Origin of the sequence: Brevundimonas sp. (assembly GCF_044239655.1) — a bacterium.
Classification (GTDB): Bacteria; Pseudomonadota; Alphaproteobacteria; order Caulobacterales; family Caulobacteraceae; genus Brevundimonas.
Window position 1 is genome coordinate 1 of the sequence record NZ_JBIIAY010000047.1, and the last position, 23,354, is coordinate 23,354.

A 23,354-nucleotide genomic window follows, 5' to 3' on the forward strand; every position below is an offset into this window, starting at 1 on the left:
ACTCACCCCTTGCTCACTAGCACTACTCACTGGCACTCACAGCAACCGCCGAAGACTACGCCGTTTCGGCGTCGGGGCGGTCGGCCATCTCGCGGATGAGGTCCAGCGCCAGCTTCTGCTGTCGGGTCGACAGCTGGGGTGCCAGGCGCGAAATCTCGATCGAGTAGCGGGTCGACGGGAAGTCGTGGTCGAAGGCGGGCGCGCCGTCCTCGGCCACGCCCGGCTGTCCCTGGGCGATGCCCTGGAAGAAATAGCCGATGTCGACCTTGAAGAAGCGGGCGATGTCCCAGAGCTTGGACGCCGAGATCCGGTTGGCACCCTTCTCGTATTTCTGGATCTGCTGGAACGTCAGCCCGAGCGCGCGGCCCAGGTCGCTCTGATTGTATCCCAGGCTGATCCGTTTCTCGCAGACCCTGCGACCCACGTGCCGGTCTACCGGATGCGGACCGTCTTCCCCCGTACCTCTAGCCATTGTCTTCCTGCCGTTCAGCCATATCGTGCTGCGTTTTCAATGCGCCGCTCGCACGCGGTTGTCATCATACTTTTCGTATACGGCTCCGCTGGGGGGGTAGACGCAAGCGCAAAGGCGGAAATCACGATTTCAGGCGCTCAGGGATGCCTCAGTTTTCGCATGCCCATGCCGCGCAAGGCCGCCAGGGCCAGTGCGCGATCCGCCGGGTCGAGATCGGCGGCGGCGGCGGCGATGGCCTTGAGAACATCGTCCGCCTCATGATCGAACGCCGCAGCCGTCTCGGCCACGCCAGTGGCTGACAGGGCTTCGGTCGGTGGGCCCACATGATGGGGCAGTTCGGCGAACAACTGCGTGACGTCCAGCCCGTACCGCCCGCAGAACTGCCACAGCCGGGACGCCGGGATACGCAGGCCGTCCTCGTAGTTCTTGATCCGGGTTTCCGACACATCGAGAGCGGCGGCAACTTCCCGGCGGCTCAGATTCATTGCCTCGCGCACCCTGCGCAACCTCGATCCCAGCGTGGTGTCGATATGCTCGGTCTTCAGCCGATCAAGGCTGTCCTGCCCCCTTTTTCCCTTCATCGACGGCTCCTTAGGGCTCCAAGCCCCGGAACCAGCAGGCCGCCCGCGATCATCAGCCAGAAGACCAGGTCCCCGAACCGACCATACAGGGTGGGCATTGCGGGCTCGGGCAGGCGAGCGTCGATCACGCCGCTCTCGCCAGGCTCCAACCGCTGATCCTGCTCGACGCGTCCCCAGGGATCGATCATCGCCGACACTCCCGTGGGTGTGGCCCGCACGACCGGCAGGCCGGTTTCGATGGCGCGATAGCTGGCCAGGTTCAGGTGCTGGAACGGGCCGGAGGTGCGCCCGAACCAGGCGTCATTGGACACATTGACGATCCAGCGCGGCCGCCCCGCCCCGCCCGGCGTGAATCCGGGATAGAGGCTCTCGTAACAGATCAGGGGCTGCACCGTCGGTGCATTGGGCAGGGCGATGGGTGCCGGCTTCGCGCCTGCGCTGAAATCTGCGGGCATATGGACCAGGCTGCGGACGCCCAGGGCATTCATCAGGCCGCCGAGTGGCAGATACTCGCCGAACGGCACCAGCCGGTACTTATCGTATACCCCCGAAACCCGCAGTCCCGGGCCGCCTTCGTCGTTCAGGGCGAACAGGCTGTTGAAATACCGGTCGGGCCCGCCGGCTGGTCCTGGCTCGCCGCGCGCCAGGCCGATCAACAGGGTCTGGCCCGGAGATACGGCGCGGGCGATGGCGTCGGCTTCGGGGGCCCCGGCCGCGAAAACCGTGTTGGCGCTGGCCGGAAGGGCACCTTCGGGCCAGACGATCACGTCGGGCAGGGCCGATGCCGGCCTCGCGGTCAGATTCACATAGCGATCGACGATCCCCTGATAGGCCTCCGGCGTCCATTTCGACTCCTGGGCCACATCGGCCTGGACGATGCGGACGAGGGTGTCGGTCAGGGCCAGCCGCGCGTTCGACAGCCGCACGGACCCGAACACGATCAGGGCGACCAGAACCAACCCCCCGATGAAGGCCGCGCCGATCCGCGCCTCGCGGCGGCCCGGCCCGGCCAGCGGCCCGAACGCCGCCACGGCCGCCACCGTCACCAGGCTCAATCCATAGACACCGGCGACCGAGGCGAACTGCGACCCCGCCGACCCTGCCGCCCAGGTCGCCCCGGTCGGGTTCCAGGGAAAGCCGGTCAGGACATGCCCTCTCAGCCATTCGAACAGGCAGAACAGGGCTGCGAACAACAGCACCCGCACCACACCCATCGGTGCAAATCGTCGATAGAGGGCGCAGGCCGCGCCCCAGAACAGCCCCAGGCCCGCCGGCAACAGGCTGGCCGCGAACGGGGCCATCCAGGCTTGGGCAGGATTGACCAGGAAGGCCTCGGCCACCCACCAGCAGCCGATGAAGAAATAGCTGAAGCCCGCCAGCCACCCCATCCAGAAGGCACCCCGCGCCGTCATCGACCGCTCACAGAGCAGCATCAGCAGGGGATAGCCGATCAGTCCGGGCAGGATGCCGAAGGGCGGATGGGCCAGGGCCGCGAAGACACCGGCCAGAAGGGCCAGACCGATCCGGCCGAAGCGGACGATCAGGCGCCGTCGCCGGTCCTGGCTGCCGTTGTCGATGTCGAGCGGCTCGGCGGGCGCGTCGAGCGGGATCTGCGTCGGATCTGCGGTCGTGTCAGTGGTCATCAGGCAGGCTGTATGGGTCCGCGACGCCCAGGCTGGCAAGCAGGGTGCGCTCTTCGGCCTCCATCGCCTCGGCCTCCGCTTCCTCCTCGTGATCGCGCCCGAGGACGTGCAGCACGCCGTGGACGACCAGATGGGTCAGGTGGTTAGCCAGGGATTTCCCCTGCGCCTCCGCTTCGTCGCGGCAGGTCTCGAACGCCAGGACGATATCGCCCAGATGCACGGGCTGGTCCGGCCCAGAGTCAGGGAAAGCGGGCATGTCACCGCCCGGAAACGACAGCACATTGGTCGGTCGGTCCTTGCCCCGGAACCGGGCGTTGAGATCGCGAACCGTCGCATCGTCGGTCAGCAGCACGACCAGGCCGCCCTCGACCGACCCCATCCCCGCCGTCGCCGCTCGCTCAACGACCGCTTCCGCGTCCGGCAGCGCCACGGTCCAGGCGTCGGCTTCGATCTCGATCTCTATCATCGCCGCGAGCGTCAGCTGGCCGGGGCTTCGAGATCGGGCCTGGGCCGCCCCTGCGCCGCGTCGGCGTCATAGGCGCGCCCCGGGGCTTCGAGATCGGGCCTGGGCCGCCCCTGCGCCGCGTCGGCGTCATAGGCGCGCACGATCCGCTCGACCATGGCGTGACGGACCACGTCCTGGGCCGCGAACTCCAGCACCCCGACACCCTTGACGTCCTTCAGGATACGCAGAGCGTGGGCCAGGCCGGAATCGCGGGGGTTGAGCAGGTCGATCTGCGACGGGTCGCCGGTGACGACCATCCGCGCGCCCTCGCCCAGCCGGGTCAGGACCATCTTCATCTGTAACCGGCTGGTGTTCTGGGCCTCGTCCACGATGACGAAGGCATGGCTGAGTGTGCGGCCGCGCATGAAGGCGATCGGCGCGGCCTCGATCTCGCCCTTGTCGCGCCGCCGCTGGACGTCCTCGGCCCCCAGGATGTCGTTCAGGGCCTCCCAGATCGGGGCCAGATAGGGATCGACCTTCTCGTTCAGATCGCCGGGCAGGAAGCCCAGCTTCTCGCCCGCCTCCACCGCCGGCCGGGTGATGACCAGCCGATCCACCTGCCCCCGCCGCAGCAGGGAGGCACCATAGGCGGCGGCCAGAAACGTCTTGCCCGTCCCCGCCGGCCCGACGCCGAAGCTGAGTTCATGGTTGGCCAGGACGTCCAGATACCGCGCCTGGGCGTCCGTCTTGGGCACGATGGCGCCGCGCTTGCCGATGGGCAGGGCCATGGGATCGACGCGGCGTCCGCCGCCGGTGACGCCGGTGCGGGCCGTGCCGATGGCGGCGCGGACGTCGGCCTCATTGACCTCGGCGCGCTTCTCGGCGCGATCGGCCAGGGTCTCGATCACCTGTTTGGCGTTGGCCCGGTCCCGCGCGCCGCCGTTGATGGAGATACCGCCGCCCGGCGCCTCGATCAGCACCTTGAACGCGTCCTCGATCAGGGCGACGTGGCGGCTGTTGGGCCCGATGACGGCGCGCAGGGCGTCGTCTTCCAACGCCAGAAACTCACTCTCTCTCGCCATTCTAGTTCGGCCTGTCGGCCGAGGGCGCAATCGCGCGCGACGCGGTCGCTTGCTGCTTGAGCGCGTGATCGTTGGTCAAAAGCATTCCCGTCAAACTGTTCTGCTCGCCACTGGCGATATGGACCGGAACGATCTGGCCGATCAGATGATCCGCGTCCTCGACGTGAACCGATTGCAGATAGGGCGAGCGGCCGATCGCCTGACGCCCGTGGCGGCCCTTCCTCTCGAACAGGACGTCCAGCGTCCGCCCGGCCTGGGAGGCGTTGAACGTCGCCTGCTGTTCCAGCAACAGGGCCTGGAGCGCGTGCAAGCGCTTGAGCGCGACCTCGGCCGGAACCGGCGCGGCCATGGTCGAGGCCGGCGTGCCCGGCCGGGGCGAGTACATGAAGGAGAAGGCCGAGGCGTACCGGACCTGGCGGACCAGATCCATCGTGTCCTCGAAATCCCGGTCGGTCTCGCCGGGGAAGCCGACGATGAAGTCGCCCGAGATCGCCATGTCAGGGCGCGCTTCGCGGATGCGGCCGATCAGCTCGATGTATTTCGCCCGACCGTGCTTGCGGTTCATCAGCCGCAGGATGCGATCCGACCCCGACTGCACGGGCAGGTGCAGATAGGGCATCAGCGCGGGGTTCTGCGCATGGGCGGCGATCAGGTCGTCGGCCATGTCGTTGGGGTGGCTGGTCGTATAGCGGATGCGGTCGATGCCCGGGATGGTCGCCAGGGCCGTCGTCAATTGCGCCAGGGACCAGACGCCAACCTCGCCAAATTCACTAGCTTCGCCAACTCCGTCATAGGCGTTGACGTTCTGGCCCAGCAGGGTCAGTTCGCGCACCCCCTGGGCCGCCAGACCGCGCGCCTCGGCCAGGATGTCGGCGGCCGGCCGCGACCATTCCGCGCCGCGCGTATAAGGCACCACGCAGAAGGTGCAGAACTTGTCGCAGCCTTCCTGCACCGTCAGAAAGGCGGTCGGGCCGTTGACGCCGCGCACTTCCGGCATGGCGTCGAACTTGGCGTTGGGCGCAAAGTCGGCGCCGATCCTTTCGCCCCGCGCGCGGGCCGTGCGGGTCAGCAGTTCGGGCAGCTGGTGATAGGCCTGGGGGCCGACGACCAGATCGACGGCCGGCTGGCGGCGCATCATCTCCTCGCCCTCGGCCTGGGCGACGCAGCCGGCGACGGCGATGGTCATGTTGCCCCCGCCCGATGCCGCCTTGTCCTGCTTCATCAGTTTCAGCTTGCCGAGCTCGGAATAGACCTTCTCGGCCGCCTTCTCGCGGATATGGCAGGTGTTCAGGATGACGAAATCGGCCCCCTCGGGCGCATCCGTGGTCGCATAGCCCAGCGGGCGCAGGACGTCGGCCATGCGCTCGGAATCATAGACGTTCATCTGACAGCCGTAGGTCTTGATGAACAGGCGTTTGGGCTCGGGCGAAGCGGCGGCCTGGTCGGCCGCGCGCTCCGTGGCCGGAACGAGAGTGTCGGTCATGGCCGGCTCTTAATCCGTTTGGGCTCCGGATGCCACGTTTGGGCGCGGTGACCCGGTCCGATCAGGACAGGGAGCCGGGATCGACGCGGGCAGCGTGGCGCTTGAAGACCAGTCCCTCGCGGGCCTCGGGCTCGGCCCCCTCTATGGCCTTGCCATAGAGTTCCAGCTTGTGGCCGATCAGCTCGAAGCCGAGCCGCCGGGCGATCTCGTCCTTCAGACGCTCGATCTCGGCGTCAAAGAATTCGATGACCTCGCCGGTACGGGTGTCGATCAGATGGTCGTGGTGATCCTCGCCAGCCTCTTCGTAGCGCGATCGGCCGTCGCCGAAATCGTGCTTCTCGACGACCCCGGCCTCCTCGAACAGGCGGACGGTGCGATAGACGGTGGCGATTGAGATATGGGGGTCGATCGACGAAGCGCGGCGATACAGTTCCTCGACGTCCGGGTGATCCTCGGCGTGGGACAGGACGCGCGCGATCACGCGCCGCTGTTCGGTCATGCGCATGCCGCGGTCGGCGCAGAGTTTCTCGATACGGTCCATGGAGCTCACGATAGGGCGACTGGGGCGTCGTGGGAAGCGTCGCCACACAAGTTGAGAACGAGAATGAGTGCGTCGGTTCGTCCCTGCGCGGTCTCATAATAGGCCCGCCGTCGCCCGGTCTCGACGTAGCCGGCGTCGGCGTACAGCCCGCGTGCCGCCATATTGTCCTCGGCCACCTCAAGAAACAGCCGATCTGCGCCCAGACTCCGCGCCGCGTCGCCTGCTGCACGGGTCAATTGCCGGGCGAGGCCCTGTCGACGGGCCCCGGGCCGAACGGCCAGGGTCAGGATCTCGGCCTCGTCCAGCACGACACGACACAGGATGAAGCCGCCCTTTACCGCGATCCCGAACACTCCGGCCTGGCTCAGCAGGTCCGCGATGGCGACGGCGTCCCACGGATGGTCGAATGCCTCGGCGTGGACGGCGGCCAGGGTGTCGGCGTCGGCCGGGGTCGCAAGACCCAGGGAGCCGTCGTTGGTGGGAATCGTCGTCCCGGTCACGTCTGTTGTCGTGGCGGTCGCGCCTGACCGGGCAGGCGGGTCGGCGGCGTGGCGTCCGGCGCACGCAGGTAGAGCGGGCTTGGCGGGTGATCGATCGGATCGGCGGCGAGGGTCAGGGCGGCGAGGGCCTCTGCCGTGGGATTGGCGATCGGCCCGGTTGCCTCTCGCGACAGCGTCGAGGTCATCGGCCAAAGGCGCGGCAGGGTGTCCACAATCAGAGGCGCGCCGCTCCCGACCAGGGACCACGCGAAACGGTCTGGCGATTTCACCAACAGGGCGCACGCAGCGTCCACGCTCAAGGCCTGCGCAGGCTCGTCCGCAAGGCCGTCGTGAAAGGTTTGCAGGTAGACCTGCCCGCGCCGGGCGTCGATCGCGGCGGCGACGCCCATGGAGCCTGTCGGCTCAGGGGGTTTCGACCGTGCCAGCGCCGCCAGCGTCGAGACCCCGACCACTGGAATACCCAGCGCCGCTCCCAGCCCCTGCGCAAACGCCAGGCCGACGCGCAGTCCGGTGAACGAGCCGGGCCCGACCGTCACACCGATGCGGTCCAGCGCCTCGAACCCGCCCTGCGCCTCGCCGGCCTCTGCGACCACGTCGCGTACGAAGCCACCGATCCGCTCGGAATGGCCCTTGACCATCGGTTCGGACCGCACCGCCAGCGGCCGATCGTCCTCGAACACCCCGACGGTGCAGGCACCCAGGGCGGTGTCGATGACGAGAATCTTCATGTCTGGGCTAGAGGACCTGCTCGACGCGGGTCACTTCGGGCACATAGTGGCGCATCATCTGTTCGACGCCGGACTTCAGCGTCATGGCCGAGGACGGGCAGCCGGAACAGGCGCCGCGCATCTTGAGCGTCAGAACGCCGGTCTCTTCGTCGAAGGCGTCGAACAGGATGTCGCCACCGTCCTGGGCCACGGCCGGGCGGACCCGGCTGTCGAGCAGGGCCTTGATCTCGGCGACGACCTCGGAATCCTCGCTGTCCGATGAAGCCTCGGGCGCATCGCGCAGCATGGGCGCGCCGGAGGTGTAGTGGTCCATGATGGCCGCCAGGATCGGCGCCTTCATCTCCGACCAGTCGAGTCCGTGCCCGGCCTTGGTCACGGCGATATAGTCCGTGCCGAAGAAGACGCCGGCGACGTCCTCCTGCTGGAACAGGGCCTCGGCCAGGGGCGAGGCGGCGGCCTGGTCGATGCTCAGGAACTCTCGCGCGCCGTGCGGGGCGACGTCGCGCCCCGGCAGGAACTTGAGCACGTTCGGATTGGGCGTGGGTTCGGTTTGGATGAACATGGGCGGGAAATGCGCCTGCACGAGCCGGATCGCAAGGGCGGGCGGGGTGACCCGCGACCTCGATCAGTGCTAGAGGCGCGCCCGTCCCCTCCCCGCCGGATTCGCCCCCCAGGACTCGCTATGCCCGCAGCCCCCGATTTTCCGTCCGCTCCCGACCGCGTGAAACCCGTCCGCGCCCTGATTTCCCTGTCGGACAAGGCGGGGCTGGAGGATGCGGCGCGCGCCATGCACGAGGCCGGGGTCGAGCTGGTTTCGACCGGAGGTACCCGCGCCGCCATCGCCGGTTTCGGCCTGCCGGTGAAGGACGTCGCCGACCTGACCGGCTTCCCCGAGATGATGGACGGCCGGGTCAAGACCCTGCACCCGGTGGTCCACGGCGGCCTGCTGGGCGTGCGCGATGCGGCCGACCACAAGGCGGCCATGGACGAACACGGCATCGGCCCGATCGATATCGTCTGGATCGACCTCTACCCGTTTGAATCGACCGTCGCCTCGGGTGCCGGTTTCGACGCCGTGATCGAGAACATCGACATTGGCGGCCCGGCCATGATCCGCTCGGGCTCCAAGAACCATGGCTATGTCGCCGTCGCCGTGGACGCGGCCTCGATCGGCGAAATCGTCGAGGCGCTGAAGGCCGACGGCACGACCTCTCTGGCCCTGCGCAAACAACTGGCCGCCCGCGCCTTCGCTCGCACCGCCGCCTATGACGCCGCCGTCTCGAGCTGGTTCGCCGGACAACTGGAAGACGCCGCACCGGCCCGCAAATCGATCGCCGGCAGCCTCGCCCAGACGCTGCGTTACGGCGAGAACCCGCATCAGACGGGCAGCTTCTATCGCACCGGCGAAACCCGTCCGGGAGTCGCCCACGCCACCCAGATCCAGGGCAAGGAACTGGGCTACAACAACATCGCCGACGCCGACGCCGCCTATGAGCTGGTCGCCGAGTTCGAGGCGCCCGCCTGCGTCATCGTCAAACACGCCAACCCCTGCGGCGTCGCCGTGGGCAAGGACCTGTCGGAAGCCTATGCCCGCGCCCTGGAATGCGACGCCGTCTCGGCTTTCGGCGGCGTGATCGCCGTCAATCGGCCACTGAACGGGGCGGACGCTCGCGCCATCACAGAGATCTTCACCGAGGTCGTCATCGCTCCCGGTGCCGACGATGAAGCCAAGGCTATCTTCGCCGCCAAGAAGAACCTGCGCCTGCTGATCACCGACGGCCTGCCCGACCCGCACGGGCCCGGCGAGGTATTCCGCAGCGTCGCCGGCGGCTTCCTGGTCCAGTCGCGCGATCGCTCGCGCATCACGGCCGCAGACCTGAAGATCGTCACCCGCCGCCAGCCGACGCCGCAGGAGATCGAGGACATGCTGTTCGCCTGCACGATCGCCAAACACGTCAAGTCCAACGCCATCGTCTATGCCAAGGACGGCCAGACGGCGGGCATCGGGGCGGGTCAGATGAACCGCCGGGACTCGGCCCGCATCGCTGCCATCCGGGCGCGCGAGGCCGGGGAGGCCAAGGGGCTTGCCCATTCGCTGGCGCAAGGGTCCGCCTGTGCGTCTGAAGCCTTCTTCCCCTTCGCCGACGGTCTGCTGGAAGCCGTCGCGGCCGGTGCCACCTCGGTGATCCAGCCGGGCGGCTCGATGCGTGACGCCGAGGTCATCGCCGCGGCCGACGAACAGGGAATCGCCATGGCCTTCACCGGCGTGCGGGTCTTCCGGCACTGAGAAGACCCGCTCCCTGCGGGGAGCGGCCGTGTTTATCGCTTCAGGCGCGCCGCATTGGCGACGGCGGTGCGGTGGATGGGCTTGAGGGCCTCAGCCTGGGCCTTCAGCATCTCGGTATTGAGGGTCAGCATCTGGGCGGCCGCACGGCTCCACCAGCCCAGGGCGTAGTCATACTGGACAGCGGCGAAGGCCTGGGGGCTGGCTGAGGTGGCCATGGCCGAGGCCGCCTTGCCGGCGCGGGCCATTTCGTCGGCGGCCGTGTGCGACAGGCGCTCGGACAGGGCACCCAGGTTGCGGGTCAGCGACGCCGCCGACTCGGCCATGGCCTCGGACTTCTCCGAGCTCATCAGGGCGATTTCCTTGAGGTCGGTCTTGCGGGGGTCGGCGACACCGGCGGCCAGGATTTCCAGACGGGCGGCGATGACGTCCCCGGCCGCCTTCATCATCTCGCCGCCGGCCACCGCCGTGGCGGTCGCGGAGGAGGCGTTCTTGCCCACGGCGCGGGTGTCGCGCAGGAAACGGTCGAGCTGGCTGGTTGCGGTCATCCCTCGTTCCTGAACCCCGTTCACTCAGGGCGCAAGCGGCGATGTCTCGGCGGCGAATCCGGTGACGTCGCGGATCAGGGCGGGGACGGCCGCGTCGATGATCCTCTGGCCCTTCTCGGGCGAGGCCTGGCCGGGATCCGAGCCGATCCGCCCATCGGGAAACCGGGCGCGATAGTCGAGCGCCGAGCGGATCGGCCCGTTCGGCGCGATCTGGGGTGAATAGGCGGCGGTCTTGATCCGGTCGGGATAGGCGGCCTGGGTCACGGCGATCTCGGACGGGGTGGCGTGCATGCCGTGACCCGTCGGGAAGATCGAGTTGCACAGGCCGTTGACGCCGGGCATGTCCCACCAGTTGCGCAGCTTCAGCACGAAAGGCGCATCCTCGCCGCGGAATGAATGGGCCGCATAGATCTCGCTGAAGGTCGCCTCGATGGTGGCGACATTACCGCCGTGGCCGTTCAGGAAATAAATCCGCTCGAACCCGTGTCGGGCGAGCGACGCGACCCAGTCGGAGATCGCGGCCATGAAGGTCGAGGGGCGGTACGAGATGGTGCCGGCGAAGGCCAGATGGTGCTGGGCCATGCCGATGTTGAAGGTCGGTGCGACGGTCAGGCTGTCGTCGCCCGCCTCGGCGGCATGGGCGATGATTTCCGGGCACAGCCAGTCGGTACCGAGCAGGCCGGTCGGCCCATGCTGTTCATTGGACCCGATCGGCACGATCACCGTCTTCGACAGCGGCGATCCTGCGTTCAGCCGCGCGTCGATCTCGGGCCAGGACGACAGATGGATCAGCATGGGAACTCCACTCGGCAGCGGGTCAAATCATTCACGACGCGCCAGTTCAACGGCCTCAAGTAGCGCGAACGCGCGGTAGGCCCAAGATCACACTGCGAAAGCTGTGACAAAGCGCCGGGCGGCTTCGGCGGCGCGCGCCTCAAGCGCGATCGGGGGGTGGGTCACGCCCAGCATCGCGCGCAGATGGCTGTGCCCCAGCACCATGCCGGTGAACATCTCGGCCGCCGCATCGGGATCGGGGATCGCCAGCAGGCCCTTGCGGTCCTGGAGCGCAAGCCATTCCGACAGGCGGCGCAACGATTCGCGGGGGCCGCCGTCATAGATGGCCTGGGCGATGTCGGGCGCGGCGGGGGACATCAGGGCGACCCCGCGCAGGCCCTCGCCCCGTCCCTTGTTGAACAGTTTTTCCAGCAGGGCGAGTGCCAGGGCGGTCAGGACCGATACCGGCGCGCCGTCGGTCCTCAGCGGGGCCGTGATATCGTCCGCGCGACGGCCCGCGATAGCCCGGGCCAGCTCCACCTTGGAGGCGAAGCGGTTGTAGAGGGTCTGTTTCGACACCCCGGCCTCGCGCGCGATCTCCTCCATCGAGACCGTGACGCCGCGCTCGGAGAACAGCGCCAGGGCGGCGTCCAGGATCGCCTCGCGCTTTCTGTGATCGATCTGTCCGGCGACGCGGGGCATCTCAGCGCCTCAAGCCGTGAGGGGCCACGCCCCGATCGTAGGCACAGCACATCAGTGAGCGTCCGTGACGGGGGCCGAGCCCGGCTTCACCGGCTGGGCAAACAGGGTCACGACGGCGGCGAAGGCGCAGCCCACGGCCAGGATGGCGAAGGCGTCGCCGAACGCCAGCGTCGTCGCCTGGCGGTTCAGCATGCCATAGACGGCCTTCAGCGCCGCACCGTCCGGGTCGATCGAGCCGCTCATCCGCTCCGCCATGGCCGCCAGCATATCCTGCATCCGGGTGTCCGACACCGGGATCGCACTGGTCATCTCGCCCATGTGCGCCGCCGTATTGGTGGTCAGCGACGTGTTCAGGAAGGCCAGTCCGAAGGCCCCGCCGACGTTGCGGAACAGGTTCACCAGGCCCGAGGCGTTTTTCACCATATGGACCGGCATGGTCGACATGGTGACCTGCTGGGCCGCCAGCATGGCCATCATGATGCCGGATCCGCGCAGAGCCTGAATCCCCGCGAACTCCCAGAAGCCCCAGTCGGCGGTGACCGCATGGGCGTCCCACATCCCCCACGACGCCATGACGAACCCGCCGAACATCATGATCCGCAGGTCCAGAATCCGCACCAGCCGACCGGCGATCGGAGCGGTCATGAACATCGCCAGGCCCGAGACCACCAGGGTCGTGCCGACCTCGGCGGGCGAATAGTCGCGCACCCGCGACAGGAACAGCGGCAACAGGAAGCTGCCGCCGAACAGCGCCGCGCCCACGATGAAGGTCATGACGATGCCGACGAGGAAATTCCTGTTGTTGAACGCTCTCAGCTCCACGACCGGGTTCCAGTAGGCCAGCGAGCGCCACACGAAGGCCGGCCCGGTGATGGCCGCCACCGTCGCCAGCAGCAGGATCAGGTCGTCGGCGAACCAGTCGTTCTTGGAGCCTTCCTCCAGCACGAATTGCAGGCTCATCAGGAAGGTGGCCATCAGGCCCAGACCCCACCAGTCGAAGCCCTTAGAAAGACTCGGATCACCCTTGTCGAAATTTCCCCAGCGCCACACCAGGAAGAAGGACAGCAGGCCGAAAGGCACATTGATGAAGAACAGCCAGTGCCAGCTCAGCGCCTCGGTCAGATGCCCGCCCAGCGTCGGTCCGATGGTGGGTGCCAGCGTCACGATCAGGCCGATGAAGACGCTCGCGGTGACCCGCTTGGAGGGTGGAAACGCCGTGAAAGCCACGGCGAAAACGGTCGGGATCATGGCCCCGCCGACGAACCCCTGAATGGCGCGAAAGACGATCATCACCTCGACCGAGGTCGACAGGCCGACGGCGACGCTCATGATGACGAAGCCGGCGCAGCTCATCAGGAACACTTTCTGGGTGCCCCACAGGCGCGACAGATATCCCGACAGCGGGATCATCACGACCTCGGGGATCAGATAGGCGGTCTGGATCCAGCTGATCTGGTCGGCCGACGCGCCGACGCCGGACTGGATCTGAGGCAGGGACGAGGCGACGATCTGGATGTCCAGGATGGCCATGAACTGGCCGATCACCATCCCGGCGAAGCCCAGGATCAGGACGGTCCAGTTGATGGCAGGCGGGGCCGGCGGCGCGCCGACGGCATCGGTCGGTGCCGCCCCACCCAAAGGGGGCGCGGCGGCTGTCACTGGCGTGCGTCCGACGGATTCGCGTCAGCCAGGCGGGTCTGGCCCAGGGCGGCCTCGGCGAAGGAGGCACCGCCCGGGCTCTTGAGATCGACCTTGACCTCGACCGACAGCCCGGGCCGCAGGGCCGCTCCGCCCGCCGCGCGATCGACGACGATACGGACCGGCACCCGCTGGGTGATCTTGGTGAAGTTGCCAGTGGCGTTCTCGACCGGGATCAGGGCGAATTCGGATCCCGTCGCCGGGGCGAAGCTGTCGATACGGCCGGTGATGTGCTGGTCGGGAAAGGCATCGGCACCGATCTCGACCGTCTGGCCCAGACGCAGGCGGTCCAGCTGGGTCTCCTTGAAGTTTGCGACCACATAGACGTCACCCAGGGGTACGATCGACAGCAGCTGGCCGCCGGTGCGGACATACTGGCCGGGACGCACGCCGCGCGCGCCGACCACCCCTGCCGTGGCGGCGCGGATGACGGTGCGGTCCAGATTGGTGCGGGCGACCTCGACCTGGGCGCGGGCCTGTTCGACGGCGGCGAGCGACTGTTGCCGCGTCGAGCCGAGCACGGCGGCGGTGCGCTGTTCGGCGACAAGGGCCGCCTGGGCCTGGGCCACGGTGGCAGCGGCCGAGGTGGCGCCGGCCTGTTCGGTCTGGATGCGCTGCTGCGAAACCCAGCCCTGTTCAGCCAGCTTGCCGTAGCGATCGACCTGGGCGCGGGCCAGACCGGCCTGGGCCTGGGCTTGGGTCACGCCGGCGGCGCGCGAGGCGATCAGGGCCTGTTCCTGGGCGGCGCGAGCATCGACGTTGTCTACGGCGGACAACAGGGCGGCCAGGTTGGCCTCGGCCTGGGCCAGCTGGGCGCGGGCGTCGGAATCGTCCAGTCGGACGAGGATCTGGCCGGGCTCGACCCGCTGGTTGTCGCTGACCAGGACCTCGGTGACATAGCCGTTGATCTGGGGGCTGACGATGGTGGTGTCGGCCTGGACGAAGGCGTTGTCGGTCGCCTCCCACCGCTGCTTGCCTTGCCACCAGAAGACCCCCCCGATGATCAGGATGATGACGATCACGCCCGCCGCGATCAGGGGCAGGCGCTTCTTGAGGGCGGGGGAGACGGCCATGGGACAACTCGATCAGACAGGACGCGCGAAGCGGCCCTGGAAAGGACGGTCGCAAAAATAGACCCGATCGTCTAAAAATCAATCCGCCCCGAAGAAGACTCGTGAACACGTCGTGTTTCCGGCTATTCCAGCCCCGTGACCGCCTCCTTCACGCCCCTGCCATTCAACGCCGACGTCGTGGTGGTCGGCGCGGGTGCCGCCGGCCTCGGCGCGGCGCGACGACTGGCCGGGACCGGGCTTTCGGTCGTGGTTCTGGAGGCGCGCGACCGGATCGGTGGGCGGGCTCATACGATCGACCATCGCCAGACCCGGCACCGCGGCGGCAGCGAGGTCATGGCGCTGGACCTCGGCTGCGGCTGGCTCCATTCGGCCGACGAGAACCTGCTCGCGGAGCTGGGCCGAGACGCCGGCTTCACGATCGACGAGACGCCACCACCATGGAGGCGACAGGCCTTCAACCTGGGTCTGACACCGGCCGAACAGGCGGCCTTCGGGGCGGCGTTCGAGGCCTTTGACGAGCGCGTTTCAGCCGCCGCATCGAAGGGCGAGGACGGCCCGGCGTCCGACCAGTTCGCATCCCCCGACAGCGACGAGGCCCGCTGGAACGCCCGGATGGACGCCGTCTCGGGGGCTCTGAACGGCGCCAGGTTTGCCGAGGTCTCGACCCTGGACTACGACGCCTACCGCGACACCGGCGTCAACTGGCGGGTCCGCGAGGGTTATGGCCGGCTGGTCGCCGCGCTCGGCCGCGACGCCCCGGTCGTGCTGGATTGCCCCGTCACCCGCATCGACCGCTCGACCGCGCCGCTCCGCATCGAGACACCGCGCGGCACCGTGCTGGCCCGCGCCGTGATCCTGACCGTGCCCACCAGCCTGATCGGGGCTGAGACGATCCGCATCGATCCGCCCGTCCCGGCCCTGATCGAGTCGGCGCTCGGCGCACCCCTGGGTCTGGCGTCCAAACTGCATATGACGGTCGAGACCCCGGAGGATTTTCCCGCCGATAGCCAGCTCTGGGGACGCACCGACACGGCCCAGACCGGCGGCTATCACCTGAGACCGTTCGGCCGTCCGATGATCGAGGGCTATTTCGGCGGCGACCTGGCCTGGGGGCTGGAGGACGAAGGCGAGGCCGCCTTCTTCGACTTCGCCGCGACCGAACTGTCGAACCTGCTGGGCTCCAGCTTCCGCCGCCGCCTCACGCCTATAGCCACCTCGATGTGGGGCGCTGAGACCTGGTCGCGCGGTGCCTATTCCCACTGCCTTCCGGGGCAGGCCGACGCTCGCCGCAGGCTCAAGCAACCGGTCGAGGACCGCATCTTCATCGCCGGCGAGGCCACCGCCGAAGCCTTCTACGGCACCGCCCACGGGGCCTGGGAGGAAGGGACGCGCGCCGCCGTCGAGGCCCTGGTCTCGCTCGGCATCGACCCGCGCGAGACCGGCGGATACGACGAGGCATGAAGCCGCCGAAGCCCGCACCGAGCGGCCGGAAAGTGGCGCCTGCGCCGGCGAAACGCCCCGCCGTCATGACCGGTGCGGTCATTCCGACCTGGGGCTGGCCGCCGGACGAGGACCGTGTGGATCAGATATTCGAGCGGCTGGCCCGCGTCATGCCGGAACCCCGAACCGAGCTGACCTTCCATAGTCCCTATACGCTCGTCGTCGCCGTCGCCCTGTCGGCCCAGGCGACGGACGTCTCGGTCAACAAGGCCACCGACCGGCTGTTCGCCGTCGCCGACACGCCGGCCAGGATGCTGGCCCTGGGCGAAGAGGGCCTGATCCCCTTCATCGCCTCGATCGGCCTGTATCGCGGCAAGGCCCGCAACGTCATCGCCCTCAGCCGCATCGTCATGGATCAGTACGGCGGCGAGGTACCCCTGACCCGCGACGCTCTGCAGGCCCTGCCCGGCGTGGGGCGCAAGACCGCCAGTGTCGTCCTGAACGAACTGGGCATCGAAGCCGCCATCGCCGTGGACACCCACGTCTTTCGCGTCTCGCACCGGCTGGGTCTGGCCAATGCCGCCACGCCCGACAAGGTCGAGGCCCAGCTGTTCAAGGTCGTGCCCGAGGCCTTCCTGCCCAAGGCCCACCACTGGCTGATCCTGCACGGCCGCTACACCTGTACGGCGCGAAAGCCGAACTGCGGCGGCTGCCTGATTTCCGACCTGTGCCCCTCCCGCGCCGGGCTGATGGCGGCGGGAGAGGCGAAGGCCTGATCAGTCCTCGGCCAGAACGATCACCCGGTCCTCGGGCAGATACTCCAGCACCTCGGACTTGGAAGGATTGACCACGACTCCGCCCATGTTGCGGCCGTCGTCATCGCCGTCTGTGCGCTTTCGCCGATAGCCGATCGCCGTCTCGCCCCGCTGACGGGCCGCCTCCGCGATGGTGTAGAAGCTCAGCGGCAGGGCCAGGTCCACATAGTCGCCGACCGGCCGCATGTAGATTTCCGACCCGTCCTCATCCAGCAGGTCGTCGAAGATCGACGACAGGTATTCGTTCTCCGACGCCTGGGCCAGCATCAGGCTGACCAGCTTGTTGGACACCACGAAATCGTCGGCGCGGGTCACCTCGGCCAGCTCGCGGTTGCGGATATCGATCATCTCCGACACCACGCTGATGTGCTCGCCGAGCCGTTCGGACAGCTTCCTGAGATGCAGCAGGGTGATCAGCGTCCGGGTATCGGCGGACTGGGCCTCCATGTGATCCGAATAGCCCAGCACCATGACCGAGTCGTAGGACAGGGGGTCCAGCGCCTCCAGCGAGGCGGCGTGGCTGGTGTCGATCCGGCGGGCCTCGACCTTCATGTTCTTCGACCCCATCGGCATCGACAGGATCTCGGCCTCGAAATCGGGGATGTCGCCGGCGACGGTAAGCACGGAGCCGGGCTTCACGTATTTCGACAGCTCATGGGCAATCATCGGCCCGCGACGGTTCCAGCCGATGATCAGGGTCCGTTCGGCGGTGCGGCGCACGGCCTTGCGCTTCCTGATCGCCGTGGGCTCGACGGCGTCGTCGGGCATGGGGGTCAGTTTGATGGCCTCGTCGTCCTCGGCGATGATGATGGCGCGTGTTCCCGCGACGATGATCTCGTCCATCGGCGGGTTCATCTTCACCCGACCGTCCGGATAGCGCAGGCCGATCAGGGCCGAATCCTCATAGCCCATGACCGCATCGCCGTATCTGACGCCCACGAGGTCCTCGAGCTCGGTCGTGTAGATCTCGCAGCCATCGAAATCGAGCAGTTCGGAATAGACGGCGCTAAGCCCGGCCTGCCGGCTGGACTGGACGACGATGCGCGCGATCAGATCGTCGGCCAGCACCAGCTGGACCTCGTCGCCGCCGACGATGCGGGCGACCTCCGCATTCTTTGCATCCCGCAGCTCGGCGGCGATCCGGTAGCGTTCGTCGCGGCGCTTCGGGTCATTGGTCAGGGCCAGGACGGTCTTGATGACCTGGCTGTCGGGATCCTCGGCACCCTCGGGCGAGACCACGATGATCGAGCGGCAGGTCTGGGCATTGATCAGCGACAGGTCGAACAGGTCGGTCGGGTCGCCGGAGCGGCAGATGATGCGGGTGTTCTTGAGCTCCGGCACCTTGTCGGCGATCTCGTCCTCCATCTCGACCTTGTCCTTGTTGGCCATGATGACGATGCGCGGCTTCTTGCGACTCTCGTTGGCGACGACCAGCTCGGAAATTATGTCGAAGATCGAAGGCGACCAGTTCAGGATCACCGTGTGATCCGCCTCCAGCACCCGCGACCGCCCCTTGCGCAGGGCCTCCAGCGCCGAATCCAGGCCCGCCGAGATGATCGAGATCAGGGCCGAGAAGACCAGGATCCCCATCAGGGTAACGAACAGCGTCAGGAAGCGGAACGGCCAGCCCGAGTCGCCTCCCATGGTGCCGGCGTCCATCGTCCGCATCAGCGACTGCCAGGCCGCCTCGAAGAAGTTGAAGCCGCCATCAGGGCCCAGACGGGTCAGGGCCAGCATGGTCGCGGCGAACAGGATGACGATGAAGGTCACCAGCGACAGCCAGCCGACCAGGGCGATCGGCCCGGCGGCCATCGACTTGTCGAACTCGTACTTGAGCTTTTCGGCCAGGCTGGCCTCGCCGATCTGCTGGCTCTTGATGGTCTTCGGTTTCGGCGCGGCCGCGCCCTTGGACGCGGCGCGAGCCGCGTTCGCACGAGTCAGTGATCCCATGGTGTGTCTGATTGTCCCCCGCCGCGCATTCCCCCGCGCGACGTCGTGATGTCCGTCGGCCCCCCTGACCGACGATCTCGGCCTGTCCGCGCGAGGCGGCGAAAGCGTTGAACTGCGTTATGAATACGCCCAAGCCGGACGCTTTAGAAAGCGCAGATTTCGGACTATGACGGCGCAAGGACACCGTGCGGAAACCGGGGGACAGACATGCGATACCTTCACACCATGGTCCGGGTGGCCGACCTGGACGCCGCCCTGCATTTCTGGCGCGACCTGCTGGGTCTGGTCGAGACGCGCCGGATCGACAACGAAAAGGGCCGATTCACCCTGGTCTTCCTGGCCGCCGACGCCGATGTGCCGCGTACCGAGGCCGAACGGTCGCCCGAGGTCGAGCTGACGTACAACTGGGATCCGGAGACCTATTCCGGTGGCCGCAATTTCGGCCATCTGGCCTACAAGGTCGATGACATCCATGCGGCCTGCCAACGGCTGATGGACGGGGGCGTGGTCATCAACCGCCCACCCCGCGACGGGCACATGGCCTTCGTCCGTTCCCCCGACGGCATCTCGATTGAACTCCTTCAGGAGGGCGAGGCGCTGGAACCGGTCGAGCCCTGGATTTCCATGCCCAACACGGGCGCGTGGTGATGGGGATGGTCTTGAGAGGCGCGGTCCTGGCACTGGCCGGCCTCGCCACCGCCTGCGCCTCCACGAGCGAAAGCAACCCGGGCCGAACGGCGACGGAGCAACTGCTGATCGCCCGCGCCGCCGACCGGGCGGTCGAGGGGCTGACCCTGCCGGTGCCGCGCGGCAAGTCGGTCTTCGTCGACGACGCCTACTTCCGTTCCGAGAACGCGCCCTATGCGGTCAGCGCGGTTCGCCAGGCCCTGTCGGAAGCCGGCTATGCCCTGGCCGAGAAGCGCGAGACGGCAGAGGTGGTGTTCGAGATGCGCGCCGGGGCCCTGTCGCTGGAACAGATGCGGCGTGTCGTCGGCCTGCCGCCGCTGGCGGTGCCGATCAACGAGACATTCAACGTGGTCTCCCTGCCCGAACTGTCGCTTTACAGCCGCCGAGACCGGGTCGGCGTCGCCGAGTTCACGGGCTTCGTCTATGACGCCAGGACGGGCGCTCCTCTGGGTGCCGTCGCCCCCATGATCGGTCAGTTCCGCATCCGCAGCCACAAGGTGCTGATGGTCATCGCCTGGGGCCAGCAGTCCGTCGACCCCGGCGAACGCGACCCCGGCGACAGCTGGCGTCAGTTCTGACCCCTACGGGGCCAGACGAGGCCGGACGGCCATGATGCTTTAGGGAAGGAATGGTGGACGCGACAGGGATTGAACCTGTGACCCCCTCGATGTCAACGAGGTGCTCTCCCGCTGAGCTACGCATCCGCCAAGACGGTTCCGGGCTGACCGCGAGCGGGGTCCGGAACGGGAAGGAGCGGTCTATAGCCCACCGGCCCATCGGATCGCAAGGCCCTTTGCGCAACTGATTCCCCCGTATGGGTACCAACCCGACGGCGCTGAAGCGCAGCCGTTAGCGGAGCCGTTTTCATTGTCATGGACGGCCGGGCCGCCTGCGGCTAAAGGCGCGAGCATGGCGATAGGTGTCTTCGATTCCGGTGTCGGCGGGCTGACGGTCCACCGCGAACTGGTCAACCGGTTCCCCGATCGGGACTTCATCTACTTCGCCGACCAGGCCAATGCGCCGATCGGGGGCAAGACCGGCGAGCAGATCGTCGACCTGACGCGCGCCGGGTGCGAGACCCTGTTCGATGCGGGGGCCAGCCTCGTCGTGCTTGCCTGCAATACGGCGTCGGCCGTGGCCCTGCGCCGGCTGCAGCAGACCTGGATTCCGTCGCAGGCGGCCCGCTATGGCCGGCCGGTCAATGTGCTGGGCATCATCGTGCCGACGATCGAGGCGGCGACCGGCCTGCCCTGGACCTATGAGGCCGACCTGACCGCACGCGACGACAAGGTCGAGGCCATCGACATCACGGGCGTCTTCTCGACGGCGGCCACGGCCATCAGCCGGGTCTACGAGATCGAGATCGACAAGCGGCGCGAGGACCTGGCGGTTTTCTCCGAGCCCTGCCCCGGTCTGGCCGGACTGATCGAGCTGGGTGCCACGACCGAGGAGCTGAAGGTTGTCGTGGACGAGCATGTCGATGCCCTTCGACGTCGGATCGGTCGCCATCCCGACACGGCCATCCTGGGCTGCACCCACTATGAGATCGTGGCGGACCTGTTCGCAGGGGCGCTTCCGCCCGGCACGCCCCTGATCCACCAGCCGACGGCCGTGGCCGATGCGCTGGAGCGCTATTTCGCCCGTCATCCCGAGTATGACCTTGGGACATCCGCGCGGCGGTCCTTCCTGACCAGCGGCACGGCCGGGCCGCAGTCGGACATGGTCAACCAGTTCTGGGGTGCGCCGCTGGCCTTCGAGGCGATCTAGGAAGGCCGGGTCAGTCCTGGTCCTGAGCCAGGGTCTCGAACATGGCCTCGGCTTCGTCGAAGGTCTCGTAGACCAGTTCCTCGGGCGGGTTGACGATCCAGAACCGGCTGATGACGCTGCCGGCCGCATCGGTCTCGTCCTGCTGCCACATGGCGTGGTGGACATGCCCCTGAAGCAGGGTCCAGACGCCTTCGCCTTCGGGATGGTCGATAACGGGCATGAGGGCTCCTGCGCAGACGGACGGTGAGAGCGACCTCAGCACCGTCGTCGTTCGCGATGCAAGCGCTTGACGCAGCGTTGCGGTTCCGGCGTCATGAACGGCGAGGGAGACCACCCATGATCCGCACCCTGTCGGCCGCACTGGCGGTCATGCTGATGGCGACCGGCGCGACGGCCGAGGTCGTGTCGCGAACCTCCGACGGCTTCGTGCTGCGCCGGGAGGTCACCCTGGAGACGACGCCTGATGACGCCTGGACCGCCGTGGGCGAGGTCGGCCGCTGGTGGAACGGGGCCCACACCTATTCGGGCGCGGCGACCAACATGACCTTGCCGCTTGAGGTCGGGGCATGCTTCTGCGAGGCTCTGGCCGACGGCACGATCTTCGAGCACGGCCGGGTGACGCAGGCGAACGCTGCGACCGGTGTCCTGCTGGACGCGCCACTGGGGCCGCTCAAGGGCAAGGCGACCAGGGCCGTGCTGGGCCTGACCTGGGCGACCGAGGGTCGGGGCCTGACGTTGGCCATGACCTTCACGGTAGAGGGGCCCGGACTGGGGGCCTTCGCCGGACCCGTAGACGGGGTCATGAGTGACCAGTTCAGCCGCTGGGCCCGCTACGTCGAGACCGGCGAGGCCCCCTAGACGTCCACCGCCGCGTCCAGGGCGTTGGCCTGGATGAACTCGCGGCGGGGCTCGACGACGTCGCCCATCAGCTTGGCGAACAGGTCGTCGGCGTCGTCGGCGTGATCGACCTTGACCTGCAACAGGGTGCGGGCATTGGCGTCCAGCGTCGTCTCCCACAGCTGTTCGGGGTTCATCTCGCCCAGACCCTTGTAGCGCTGGATGGCCAGGCCCTTCTTGCCGGCGTCCAGCACGGCGTTCAGCAGGTCGATCGGCCCTCGGATGGTCGTGGACTTGTCCTTGCGGCGATAGACGGCGGGGGTGTCGAACACCCCTTCGAAGGCCAGGGCGCGCTCGGCCAGACGACGCGCGTCCAGCGAGCGGATCAGGGCCTCTTCCAGCACCACGCTCTCCTTCACGGCGCGGCGCGTGCGGCCGAAGACCACGGCCCCCTGTTCGCCGGGGAAGCCCGACCAGGAGCCGTCGCCCTCCTCGGCATAGAGGTCCAGGCGGGTCGCCGAGGCCGCTGCCGACACCGCATGGTCGCCCTCTTCGGCGAACAGGCCGGCCAGGGCCGACTGCTCGATGGCGAACAGGGGCGCGCGCTGCGACAGGCGGTCGGCCAGGGCCTTGAACGCCTTGGCCTCGCGGACCAGGGCCTGGAGGTCCTGGCCACTGCGGCGCTCGCCGTTGGGCAGGTCCAGCGACGCCTCCGACGACCCCTCCTCGATCAGGTAGGAGTCCATTTCGGACTGGTCCTTCAGGTAGCGGAAGCTCTTGCCCTTCGACACCTTATAGAGCGGCGGCTGGGCGATGTAGATGTGGCCGCGCTCGATCAACTCCGGCATCTGGCGATAGAAGAAGGTCAGCAGCAGGGTCCGGATGTGGGCGCCGTCGACGTCGGCGTCGGCCATCAGGATGATCTTGTGGTAGCGCAGCTTGTCGGCGTTGAAGTCGTCGCGGCCGATGCCGGTGCCGAGCGCCAGGATCAGCGTCCCGATCAGTTCCGACGACAGCATCCGGTCGAACCGGGCCCGCTCGACGTTCAGGATCTTGCCGCGCAGGGGCAGGACGGCCTGGTTCTCGCGGTTGCGGGCCTGCTTGGCCGAGCCACCGGCGGAATCGCCCTCGACGATGAACAGTTCGGACTTGGCCGGGTCGCGCTCCTGGCAGTCGGCGAGCTTGCCGGGCAGGGAGCTGATGTCCAGCGCCGACTTGCGCCGCGTCAGGTCGCGGGCCTTGCGGGCCGCTTCACGCGCAGAGGCCGCCTCGATGATCTTGGCGACGACCTGTTTGGCCTCGAC

General features: G+C 67.9%; 25 protein-coding genes and 1 tRNA gene. 7 read left to right on the forward strand and 19 right to left on the reverse strand.

Annotation, left to right across the window (positions count from 1 at the left end; genetic code table 11):
• Positions 1 to 55: 55 nt before the first annotated feature.
• From ACILQR_RS08110 to ACILQR_RS08155, 10 genes are all read right to left on the reverse strand, one after another.
• Positions 56 to 472, reverse strand: coding sequence for a helix-turn-helix domain-containing protein (locus tag ACILQR_RS08110; RefSeq protein ID WP_271146149.1), 417 nt, complete (start codon positions 470 to 472; stop codon positions 56 to 58).
• Between the two features lie 137 nt (positions 473 to 609).
• Positions 610 to 1,053 carry a helix-turn-helix domain-containing protein gene (locus ACILQR_RS08115; RefSeq protein WP_395650950.1) on the reverse strand — a complete coding sequence of 148 codons (444 nt, stop codon included), beginning with the start codon at positions 1,051 to 1,053 and terminating at the stop codon, positions 610 to 612.
• On the reverse strand, positions 1,050 to 2,696 hold the full coding sequence (lnt, locus tag ACILQR_RS08120; protein WP_395650951.1) for an apolipoprotein N-acyltransferase: 1,647 nt from the start codon (positions 2,694 to 2,696) through the stop codon (positions 1,050 to 1,052). The genes ACILQR_RS08115 and lnt overlap by 4 nt, the downstream gene beginning before the upstream one ends.
• Positions 2,686 to 3,162, reverse strand: a complete 477-nt coding sequence (gene ybeY, locus ACILQR_RS08125; RefSeq protein ID WP_395650952.1) for an rRNA maturation RNase YbeY — start codon at positions 3,160 to 3,162, stop codon at positions 2,686 to 2,688. The genes lnt and ybeY overlap by 11 nt, the downstream gene beginning before the upstream one ends.
• Positions 3,163 to 3,173: 11 nt before the next feature.
• On the reverse strand, positions 3,174 to 4,223 hold the full coding sequence (locus tag ACILQR_RS08130; RefSeq protein WP_395650953.1) for a PhoH family protein: 1,050 nt from the start codon (positions 4,221 to 4,223) through the stop codon (positions 3,174 to 3,176).
• 1 nt (position 4,224) lies between these two features.
• Complete coding sequence (miaB, locus tag ACILQR_RS08135) at positions 4,225 to 5,706, reverse strand: tRNA (N6-isopentenyl adenosine(37)-C2)-methylthiotransferase MiaB (protein ID WP_395650954.1); 1,482 nt, start codon at positions 5,704 to 5,706, stop codon at positions 4,225 to 4,227.
• Positions 5,707 to 5,767: 61 nt separating this feature from the next.
• Positions 5,768 to 6,247 (reverse strand): Fur family transcriptional regulator, encoded by a 480-nt coding sequence (locus tag ACILQR_RS08140; RefSeq protein WP_395650955.1) that lies wholly within the window; start codon positions 6,245 to 6,247, stop codon positions 5,768 to 5,770.
• A gap of 5 nt (positions 6,248 to 6,252) precedes the next feature.
• Positions 6,253 to 6,747 carry a GNAT family N-acetyltransferase gene (locus ACILQR_RS08145; RefSeq protein ID WP_395650956.1) on the reverse strand — a complete coding sequence of 165 codons (495 nt, stop codon included), beginning with the start codon at positions 6,745 to 6,747 and terminating at the stop codon, positions 6,253 to 6,255.
• Complete coding sequence (gene tsaB / locus ACILQR_RS08150) at positions 6,744 to 7,475, reverse strand: tRNA (adenosine(37)-N6)-threonylcarbamoyltransferase complex dimerization subunit type 1 TsaB (RefSeq protein WP_395650957.1); 732 nt, start codon at positions 7,473 to 7,475, stop codon at positions 6,744 to 6,746. The genes ACILQR_RS08145 and tsaB overlap by 4 nt, the downstream gene beginning before the upstream one ends.
• 7 nt (positions 7,476 to 7,482) lie before the next feature.
• Positions 7,483 to 8,037, reverse strand: coding sequence for a NifU family protein (locus ACILQR_RS08155; RefSeq protein WP_395650958.1), 555 nt, complete (start codon positions 8,035 to 8,037; stop codon positions 7,483 to 7,485).
• Positions 8,038 to 8,157: 120 nt separating this feature from the next.
• Between ACILQR_RS08155 and purH the strand changes: the two genes are divergently transcribed.
• Complete coding sequence (purH, locus tag ACILQR_RS08160; RefSeq protein WP_395650959.1) at positions 8,158 to 9,762, forward strand: bifunctional phosphoribosylaminoimidazolecarboxamide formyltransferase/IMP cyclohydrolase; 1,605 nt, start codon at positions 8,158 to 8,160, stop codon at positions 9,760 to 9,762.
• 32 nt (positions 9,763 to 9,794) lie between these two features.
• Here purH and ACILQR_RS08165 read toward each other — a convergent pair whose 3' ends face one another.
• The 5 genes from ACILQR_RS08165 to ACILQR_RS08185 all read right to left on the reverse strand — a co-directional run bounded on the left by ACILQR_RS08165 (position 9,795) and on the right by ACILQR_RS08185 (position 14,554).
• Positions 9,795 to 10,307 (reverse strand): phasin family protein, encoded by a 513-nt coding sequence (locus ACILQR_RS08165; protein ID WP_395650960.1) that lies wholly within the window; start codon positions 10,305 to 10,307, stop codon positions 9,795 to 9,797.
• 24 nt (positions 10,308 to 10,331) lie between these two features.
• Entirely contained in the window at positions 10,332 to 11,102 is a 771-nt protein-coding gene (locus tag ACILQR_RS08170) for a creatininase family protein (protein WP_395650961.1), read from the reverse strand.
• 87 nt (positions 11,103 to 11,189) lie between these two features.
• Positions 11,190 to 11,783: a TetR/AcrR family transcriptional regulator gene (locus ACILQR_RS08175; RefSeq protein WP_395650962.1), complete on the reverse strand. Its 594-nt coding sequence runs from the start codon at positions 11,781 to 11,783 to the stop codon at positions 11,190 to 11,192.
• 51 nt (positions 11,784 to 11,834) lie between these two features.
• Positions 11,835 to 13,442 carry a DHA2 family efflux MFS transporter permease subunit gene (locus ACILQR_RS08180; RefSeq protein ID WP_395650963.1) on the reverse strand — a complete coding sequence of 536 codons (1,608 nt, stop codon included), beginning with the start codon at positions 13,440 to 13,442 and terminating at the stop codon, positions 11,835 to 11,837.
• The gene (locus tag ACILQR_RS08185; protein WP_395650964.1) at positions 13,439 to 14,554 is read right to left on the reverse strand and encodes an HlyD family secretion protein; all 1,116 of its coding nucleotides are present in this window, start codon (positions 14,552 to 14,554) and stop codon (positions 13,439 to 13,441) included. Before ACILQR_RS08185 ends, ACILQR_RS08180 begins: the two co-directional genes overlap by 4 nt.
• A 135-nt stretch (positions 14,555 to 14,689) precedes the next feature.
• Between ACILQR_RS08185 and ACILQR_RS08190 the strand changes: the two genes are divergently transcribed.
• Positions 14,690 to 16,015, forward strand: a complete 1,326-nt coding sequence (locus ACILQR_RS08190; protein ID WP_395650965.1) for a flavin monoamine oxidase family protein — start codon at positions 14,690 to 14,692, stop codon at positions 16,013 to 16,015.
• Positions 16,012 to 16,770 (forward strand): endonuclease III, encoded by a 759-nt coding sequence (nth, locus tag ACILQR_RS08195; RefSeq protein WP_395650966.1) that lies wholly within the window; start codon positions 16,012 to 16,014, stop codon positions 16,768 to 16,770. Before ACILQR_RS08190 ends, nth begins: the two co-directional genes overlap by 4 nt.
• Here the strand turns inward: nth and ACILQR_RS08200 are convergent, their stop codons facing one another.
• On the reverse strand, positions 16,771 to 18,759 hold the full coding sequence (locus ACILQR_RS08200) for a hypothetical protein (RefSeq protein ID WP_395650967.1): 1,989 nt from the start codon (positions 18,757 to 18,759) through the stop codon (positions 16,771 to 16,773). It abuts the gene before it with no gap.
• Between the two features lie 207 nt (positions 18,760 to 18,966).
• Here ACILQR_RS08200 and ACILQR_RS08205 point away from each other — a divergent pair, with 207 nt between their 5' ends.
• Positions 18,967 to 19,407: a VOC family protein gene (locus ACILQR_RS08205; protein WP_395650968.1), complete on the forward strand. Its 441-nt coding sequence runs from the start codon at positions 18,967 to 18,969 to the stop codon at positions 19,405 to 19,407.
• Positions 19,408 to 19,412: 5 nt separating this feature from the next.
• Positions 19,413 to 20,024: a DUF6655 family protein gene (locus ACILQR_RS08210; protein ID WP_395650973.1), complete on the forward strand. Its 612-nt coding sequence runs from the start codon at positions 19,413 to 19,415 to the stop codon at positions 20,022 to 20,024.
• A gap of 51 nt (positions 20,025 to 20,075) precedes the next feature.
• On the opposite strand, the gene ACILQR_RS08215 is transcribed toward ACILQR_RS08210, so the two are convergent.
• Positions 20,076 to 20,150, reverse strand: a tRNA-Val gene (locus ACILQR_RS08215).
• A 205-nt stretch (positions 20,151 to 20,355) separates the two neighbouring features.
• Here ACILQR_RS08215 and ACILQR_RS08220 point away from each other — a divergent pair.
• Positions 20,356 to 21,213 (forward strand): glutamate racemase, encoded by an 858-nt coding sequence (locus ACILQR_RS08220; protein WP_395650969.1) that lies wholly within the window; start codon positions 20,356 to 20,358, stop codon positions 21,211 to 21,213.
• Positions 21,214 to 21,223: 10 nt separating this feature from the next.
• On the opposite strand, the gene ACILQR_RS08225 is transcribed toward ACILQR_RS08220, so the two are convergent.
• Positions 21,224 to 21,433, reverse strand: a complete 210-nt coding sequence (locus ACILQR_RS08225; protein WP_395650970.1) for a hypothetical protein — start codon at positions 21,431 to 21,433, stop codon at positions 21,224 to 21,226.
• 116 nt (positions 21,434 to 21,549) lie between these two features.
• Between ACILQR_RS08225 and ACILQR_RS08230 the strand changes: the two genes are divergently transcribed.
• Positions 21,550 to 22,071, forward strand: a complete 522-nt coding sequence (locus ACILQR_RS08230) for a hypothetical protein (RefSeq protein ID WP_395650971.1) — start codon at positions 21,550 to 21,552, stop codon at positions 22,069 to 22,071.
• Here ACILQR_RS08230 and ACILQR_RS08235 read toward each other — a convergent pair.
• Positions 22,068 to 23,354: toprim domain-containing protein (locus ACILQR_RS08235; protein ID WP_395650972.1), on the reverse strand; the 1,287-nt coding region annotated here is incomplete at its 5' end. The two genes, ACILQR_RS08230 and ACILQR_RS08235, sit on opposite strands and share 4 nt — an antisense overlap.

Excerpts from the sequence above, each read along its gene's own strand:
- ACILQR_RS08230 (WP_395650971.1), top strand. The coding sequence starts at position 21,550 with ATGATCCGCACCCTGTCGGCCGCACTGGCGGTCATGCTGATGGCGACC.
- ACILQR_RS08140 (WP_395650955.1), bottom strand. The coding sequence starts at position 6,247 with ATGGACCGTATCGAGAAACTCTGCGCCGACCGCGGCATGCGCATGACC.
- miaB (WP_395650954.1), bottom strand. The coding sequence starts at position 5,706 with ATGACCGACACTCTCGTTCCGGCCACGGAGCGCGCGGCCGACCAGGCC.
- ybeY (WP_395650952.1), bottom strand. The coding sequence starts at position 3,162 with ATGATAGAGATCGAGATCGAAGCCGACGCCTGGACCGTGGCGCTGCCG.
- ACILQR_RS08185 (WP_395650964.1), bottom strand. The coding sequence starts at position 14,554 with ATGGCCGTCTCCCCCGCCCTCAAGAAGCGCCTGCCCCTGATCGCGGCG.
- ACILQR_RS08175 (WP_395650962.1), bottom strand. The coding sequence starts at position 11,783 with ATGCCCCGCGTCGCCGGACAGATCGATCACAGAAAGCGCGAGGCGATC.
- ACILQR_RS08155 (WP_395650958.1), bottom strand. The coding sequence starts at position 8,037 with ATGTTCATCCAAACCGAACCCACGCCCAATCCGAACGTGCTCAAGTTC.
- ACILQR_RS08200 (WP_395650967.1), bottom strand. The coding sequence starts at position 18,759 with ATGGGATCACTGACTCGTGCGAACGCGGCTCGCGCCGCGTCCAAGGGC.
- ACILQR_RS08165 (WP_395650960.1), bottom strand. The coding sequence starts at position 10,307 with ATGACCGCAACCAGCCAGCTCGACCGTTTCCTGCGCGACACCCGCGCC.
- ACILQR_RS08170 (WP_395650961.1), bottom strand. The coding sequence starts at position 11,102 with ATGCTGATCCATCTGTCGTCCTGGCCCGAGATCGACGCGCGGCTGAAC.
- nth (WP_395650966.1), top strand. The coding sequence starts at position 16,012 with ATGAAGCCGCCGAAGCCCGCACCGAGCGGCCGGAAAGTGGCGCCTGCG.
- ACILQR_RS08110 (WP_271146149.1), bottom strand. The coding sequence starts at position 472 with ATGGCTAGAGGTACGGGGGAAGACGGTCCGCATCCGGTAGACCGGCAC.
- ACILQR_RS08115 (WP_395650950.1), bottom strand. The coding sequence starts at position 1,053 with ATGAAGGGAAAAAGGGGGCAGGACAGCCTTGATCGGCTGAAGACCGAG.
- ACILQR_RS08130 (WP_395650953.1), bottom strand. The coding sequence starts at position 4,223 with ATGGCGAGAGAGAGTGAGTTTCTGGCGTTGGAAGACGACGCCCTGCGC.
- tsaB (WP_395650957.1), bottom strand. The coding sequence starts at position 7,475 with ATGAAGATTCTCGTCATCGACACCGCCCTGGGTGCCTGCACCGTCGGG.
- lnt (WP_395650951.1), bottom strand. The coding sequence starts at position 2,696 with ATGACCACTGACACGACCGCAGATCCGACGCAGATCCCGCTCGACGCG.
- ACILQR_RS08225 (WP_395650970.1), bottom strand. The coding sequence starts at position 21,433 with ATGCCCGTTATCGACCATCCCGAAGGCGAAGGCGTCTGGACCCTGCTT.
- ACILQR_RS08210 (WP_395650973.1), top strand. The coding sequence starts at position 19,413 with ATGGTCTTGAGAGGCGCGGTCCTGGCACTGGCCGGCCTCGCCACCGCC.
- purH (WP_395650959.1), top strand. The coding sequence starts at position 8,158 with ATGCCCGCAGCCCCCGATTTTCCGTCCGCTCCCGACCGCGTGAAACCC.
- ACILQR_RS08205 (WP_395650968.1), top strand. The coding sequence starts at position 18,967 with ATGCGATACCTTCACACCATGGTCCGGGTGGCCGACCTGGACGCCGCC.
- ACILQR_RS08220 (WP_395650969.1), top strand. The coding sequence starts at position 20,356 with ATGGCGATAGGTGTCTTCGATTCCGGTGTCGGCGGGCTGACGGTCCAC.